Genomic DNA, 355 nt, shown 5'->3' on the forward strand with positions numbered 1-355 from the left:
ACGCCGCCGGCCGCATTGGCAAACAATAGCGGCTCGCCATCCTTGATGCTGCGATCATGAAAGCCGACGTCGTAGCGCCCTTTGGGCCGCCAGAGATTGTCGGCGCCGAGTTCGTAGCGGAGCACGCGCGACTGATAGGGGCGTGCAAACGGCTCGATCTTGTCGAGCCCCAGATTGCGCATGCCGCCCCGTTCGGCCACCAGCATCACATTCTGGGTTGCGCATTCCGGAAGGGTTATGTCCGAAGGCGCATTGCTGTTGCCGGCCTTTTCGCCGAACGAGGGATCACTCGGCCAGAAGGCCGGCATGAAGAATTCGCGGCGCACCGAGCTCGTATCGAACAGTCCGTCACCGG

At 62.5% G+C, this 355-nt stretch carries 1 protein-coding gene; it reads right to left on the reverse strand.

What is annotated here, in order from left to right; all coding sequences use genetic code 11:
* Positions 1-355 (reverse strand): hypothetical protein (locus AC1D0P_RS32630; protein ID WP_477680506.1); only part of this gene is annotated, 355 nt, incomplete at both ends.

It is taken from the genome of Polaromonas sp. P1_G2 (genome assembly GCF_056405515.1).